Annotated in this window: 6 protein-coding genes; 2 read left to right on the top strand and 4 right to left on the bottom strand. The window is 51.5% G+C overall.

Annotation, left to right across the window (positions count from 1 at the left end):
* Positions 1 to 123 precede the first annotated feature (123 nt).
* Positions 124 to 255 (bottom strand): replication initiation protein, encoded by a 132-nt coding sequence (locus tag ACOTY9_RS22020; RefSeq protein ID WP_280597722.1) that lies wholly within the window; start codon positions 253 to 255, stop codon positions 124 to 126.
* A gap of 628 nt (positions 256 to 883) precedes the next feature.
* Here ACOTY9_RS22020 and ACOTY9_RS22015 point away from each other — a divergent pair.
* The gene (locus ACOTY9_RS22015) at positions 884 to 1,228 is read left to right on the top strand and encodes a MobC family plasmid mobilization relaxosome protein (RefSeq protein WP_032976203.1); all 345 of its coding nucleotides are present in this window, start codon (positions 884 to 886) and stop codon (positions 1,226 to 1,228) included.
* On the top strand, positions 1,218 to 2,723 hold the full coding sequence (mbeA, locus tag ACOTY9_RS22010; RefSeq protein ID WP_421637404.1) for a plasmid mobilization relaxase MbeA: 1,506 nt from the start codon (positions 1,218 to 1,220) through the stop codon (positions 2,721 to 2,723). The genes ACOTY9_RS22015 and mbeA overlap by 11 nt, the downstream gene beginning before the upstream one ends.
* Before the next feature lie 406 nt (positions 2,724 to 3,129).
* On the opposite strand, the gene ACOTY9_RS22005 is transcribed toward mbeA, so the two are convergent.
* The 3 genes from ACOTY9_RS22005 to ACOTY9_RS21995 all read right to left on the bottom strand — a co-directional run.
* Positions 3,130 to 3,315, bottom strand: a complete 186-nt coding sequence (locus ACOTY9_RS22005) for a DUF2158 domain-containing protein (RefSeq protein ID WP_071597763.1) — start codon at positions 3,313 to 3,315, stop codon at positions 3,130 to 3,132.
* 41 nt (positions 3,316 to 3,356) lie between these two features.
* On the bottom strand, positions 3,357 to 3,758 hold the full coding sequence (locus ACOTY9_RS22000) for a hypothetical protein (protein ID WP_001505260.1): 402 nt from the start codon (positions 3,756 to 3,758) through the stop codon (positions 3,357 to 3,359).
* On the bottom strand, positions 3,755 to 4,625 hold an 871-nt coding region (locus ACOTY9_RS21995; RefSeq protein WP_421637403.1), incomplete at its 5' end, for a ParA family protein. The genes ACOTY9_RS21995 and ACOTY9_RS22000, both read right to left, overlap by 4 nt.

Below are 4,625 nucleotides of genomic sequence, written 5' to 3'. Positions count from 1 at the left end.
TTTCGAGGGTTCAGTAAGTTGGGGAACTTCTGAACCGTGGTAACAGGGTGTACAAGACCGCTGAAACCAAATTCTGTTATTCCAGTTTAGCCTCTCTAAGGCTGATACTTCAAGAACTCTCACTCAGTAAATCTTGTACACCCCTTTACTCATGGCTGCTGCCAGTGGCGCTTTGTCGTGTCTTTCCGGCTTGGACTCAAGTCGATAGTTACCGGATAAGACGCAGCGGTCGGACTGAACGGGGGGTTCGTGCATACAGTCCAGCTTGGAGCGAACTGCCTTCCCGGAACTGAGTGTCAGGCGTGGAATGAGACAAACGCGGCCATAACAGCGGAATGACACCGGTAAACCGAAAGGCAGGAACAGGAGAGCGCACGAGGGAGCCACCAGGGGGAAACGCCTGGTATCTTTATAGTCCTGTCGGGTTTCGCCACCACTGATTTGAGCGTCAGATTTCGTGATGCTTGTCAGGGGGGCGGAGCCTATGGAAAAACGGCTTCGCCGCGGCCTTATCGCTTCCCTGTTAAGCTTCTTTCTGGCATCTCCCAGGAAATTTCCGCCCCGCCTGTAAGCCGGTACCGCTCGCCGCAGCCGAACGACCGAGCGCAGCGAGTCAGTGAGCGAGGAAGCGGAATATATCCTGTATCGCATATTCTGCTGACGCTCCGCTGCTGCATTTTTCTCCTGCCACATGAAGCACTTCACTGATATTCGCATCCGTGCCAACATAGTAAGCCAGTATACACTCCGCTAGCGCTACGTGACTGGTTCAGGGCTGCGCCCCGAAACCCGCTAACAGCCACTGACGCGCCTGCGGCTTGTCCAACCCCGCGCCGACCGGGAAAGGTTTTCCCGCCCGTCCCGGGGTTATCAGGAGACTGTTTTGTCAGAGAAACGGAACAAGATGCTCACCATGTGGGTGACGGAGGATGAGCACAGGCGGCTACTTGAGCGCTGCGACGGCAGGCAGCTGGCGGCGTGGATGCGGCAGACCTGCCTGGACGAAAAGCCGGCTCGTACCGCAAAACTTCCTTCGATCTCGCCGGCGCTGCTGCGCCAGCTTGCCGGTATGGGCAACAACCTGAACCAGATAGCCCGCCGTGTTAACGCCGGCGTCGGTACCGGTCATGACCGGGTGCAGATTGTGGCGGCGCTGATGGCCATCGATGCCGGGCTTGAGCGGCTGCGGCACGCCGTTCTTGAGAAAGGAACGGACGATGATCGTTAAATTTCATCCACGCGGTCGCGGCGGTGGCGCCGGGCCGGTGGACTATCTGCTGGGTAAAGACCGGCAGCGTGAAGGCGCCAGCGTCCTGCAGGGGAAGCCGGAAGAAGTCCGGGAGCTGATCGACTCGTCGCCTTACGTGAAGAAATACACCTCCGGCGTCCTGTCGTTTGCGGAGGCCGATCTGCCTCCCGGCCAGCGGGAAAAACTGATGGCCAGCTTCGAGCGGGTTCTGATGCCCGGACTTGATAAAGATCAGTACAGCATTCTGTGGATGGAGCACGAGGACAAGGGGCGTCTGGAGCTGAACTTTCTGATCCCCAATACCGAGCTGCTGACCGGCAGGCGGCTCCAGCCGTACTACGACCGCGCCGACCGGCCGCGTATCGATGCCTGGCAGACCATCGTGAACGGCAGACTGGGGCTGCACGATCCGAACGCGCCGGAAAACCGCCGGGCGCTGGTTACGCCGGCCGGACTGCCGAAAACGAAGCAGGAAGCCGCAGAAGCCATCACCCGTGGACTGCTGAGCTTAGCCTCGTCCGGGGAGCTGAAAAGCCGTCAGGACGTCACTGAGGCTCTTGAAGGTGCAGGTTTTGAGGTGGTGCGTACAACGAAAAGCAGTATCAGCATTGCCGACCCTGACGGGGGGCGAAACATCCGACTGAAGGGAGCCATCTATGAGCAGTCTTTTAACGCTGGCGAAGGACTTAGAGCAGCAATCGAAAGCGCAGCAGAAGAGTACCGGCGAGATGCTGAAAGCCGCATTCAGCGAGCACGAGCAGTCTGTCAGAGCGGAACTGAACGCAAGCGCGAGGAGAATCAGCGACGCCATCAGCGCCCACGAGCAGAGTATGAGCGAGGCGATGGAGAAAAACCGGCGGAGCGTGTTGCTGACGGCCGGGAGGACATGGCTCACCATCCTGATGGTGTCAGCGCTGCTGATCGCCACGAGCGGGAGCATTCTGTGGTGGCAGGGACGGCAGATAACCGACAATTACACACATCTTCGTCAGCAGGAAGATACCCTGGCGAAAATGACCGCCCGGACGTGGGGAGTACGCTATCAGGAGAGCAACGACGGCCGGAGGTTCCTTATCCTGCCGCCGGGGATGCAAGCCGAAGCCATCCCCTACGACGGGACGACCTGGATCCGCCTGAAACAGGAGTAGCGGAAAATGACAGAGCTGGAAAAGCAGTTGCTGAGCGCATTAGAGCAGCTACAGCAGGACTACTCGCAAAGGCTGGACGAATGGGAGAGCGCCTTCGCGGAATGGCGGAGCATGTGTGGACTTATGCAACGGGAGAACGCGGTGCTGAACGAGCGCGTGTCGGACTTGAGCACGCAGGTGCTGAGTTTAAGCGAGCAGCTGCGCCGCTTGTCCGGGAACTGAATGCCATCGAGGAGAAGGCTGCACTGGAGTATCAGCGTCAGAACGAGCTGGAGCTGACGCTCCGACAGAAGCAGAAGAGTTTCGATGGTCCGAAGATGAGGTGACAGCCCGCACGAAGAAGGGCTCATCGCGTTCCTGCTAAATAGGCTGACTACCGGAATGGTAGTGACTTATCCCGGAGGAAGTGATGAAAATTCTCAACGTTATTGAAGCCCTGCTGAACTGTTTTTACCTGGTGATGGAGCTGTGTGAGTTGCCGGAGAGGCATTTGCCGGTTTTTAAGGCGTTCGCGCTGATTTTAGTGTGACTTTACGCGCCATGCATCTGGCTGCATGACTATGCATCAGTGTAATATCCAGCGGCTGCGTTTTCGGTGTTTTTTCGTCATGTCTGTCGCCACTTTCTCGCGTCTGGCACCGGAAACGCAGCCAACCCCGTTTCAGCGGTGCGGGCAACGGATGTTATGGTAAATAGGTTCGTCCGGTATGCTCAATGAAGATAAGCCAGTTTTTAACTGATTCTTTTTTCGATCGTTTGAAACAAGAATAGTATTTGGCAATAGCGGTTGTCTTTATCTAGCCAAGCACAATTAGCTAGATCTATGTAACCGTTATTTTGAGACGATCCATATCCGATGACCGTCATCGCTTTTGATTCTGACTTTAAGTAAACTATATCGCCTATATTAAATGGCATTTTTTTATCCTATAAAAAGCCACCTCACAGGTGGCTTTTATTTATGCATGATTCCCTTTCGCTACGCGACGATACATGCCAATATCACTTATCTCACTTATTGTGAACTCGGTTAGATTTTTCTTTGCTGAGCTCCCCGGTCTGATTTCAAGAGTATATAACAAATCAAGAAGTTCTTTTCTGCTATATTTCTGATCGTGGAAATATGAATACAGATCTTCTTTTGACATTTCCATCAGTTCTTCAACTGATTTATGTGTCATTCTCCTTGTTGCTAAAATAATCTCCTCAACGAGATCGGAACGTTTTAATTTGCTTGGGTTCTTTGGAAGTAAATTACCAAAGGATTCAATTAGCTCGGCATTAGTCATTTCACTTTTATCCAAGCCAGCTTTAGCTCCCTCAACGCCAAGCCAAGATATCAGTTTTTGGATATCTATCATCGACAAGTCCTCATAAACTCAATCGTCAAGTTCTTAAACTGTGACGCTTGTTTGTAAGCGTTACTTATCTGTACATCATACACTGAAACGCGCTCTGCTGCAGCTACTCTTAGCCCATCACCTTCCGTTATGTAGTGCTTGAAGATGTCACCTGCTTGCCGAAGCCTGTTGTATTCATATTGCTCTGTTTGCTTCAGTTCTTCTGCATATTCTCTGGCCATCATTCCCATCGCTCCGGCGAAAACTGTGTCCTTATATGAATCGCCGACTTGCAGTGCCTTTCTTAGCATTTCAATATCTTCATTTACATTATTTATCTCACCTATGACTGTGGCCACACCAATAGATGATTGCCTGTCTAGTTTTACCGGTGATACACAATAATCTGATGCGTAGATTATAGAGCGCATGACATCAGAAACTTCGGGGTGTGAATCAATCAATATATAGTCATAATTATCTGCAATAGGTGATAATACAGCGCTTATGGTTTTTAAATGCTGTAAAAGAATGGCATTGTTCGATCTTATATTGTTTGTACTAGGTAGCTTATCAGTTGAAACGGTTGATAAGCGAGGGTCGGCTGGAATGACATCGATGCCACTATTAAATTTAATTATGTCTATGTCAGTCGTTTGTTGTGCTGCGCTATATAATTGCTGATACTTGTTAAATAACGTTGTTCCTTGCGGTGCTTGATTTCCAAAATTTTCGATCAGTTTAGGGAAAAATCTTCCAGTTATACCTCCGCGTTGATAATCTGCATCTATAACTAAAACACGTTTTTCATGAAAACGACTAAGTCCTTCGGCAATGTGATAACAGGACGTAGTTTTACCAACCCCACCTTTCTCACTAATAAACCCA

This window comes from Enterobacter cloacae complex sp. SHL012, from assembly GCF_049237505.1.
Classification (GTDB): domain Bacteria; phylum Pseudomonadota; class Gammaproteobacteria; order Enterobacterales; family Enterobacteriaceae; genus Enterobacter; species Enterobacter kobei.
The sequence above is the reverse complement of the archived record's forward strand: the minus strand, read 5'-3'. Positions and strand labels throughout refer to the sequence as shown.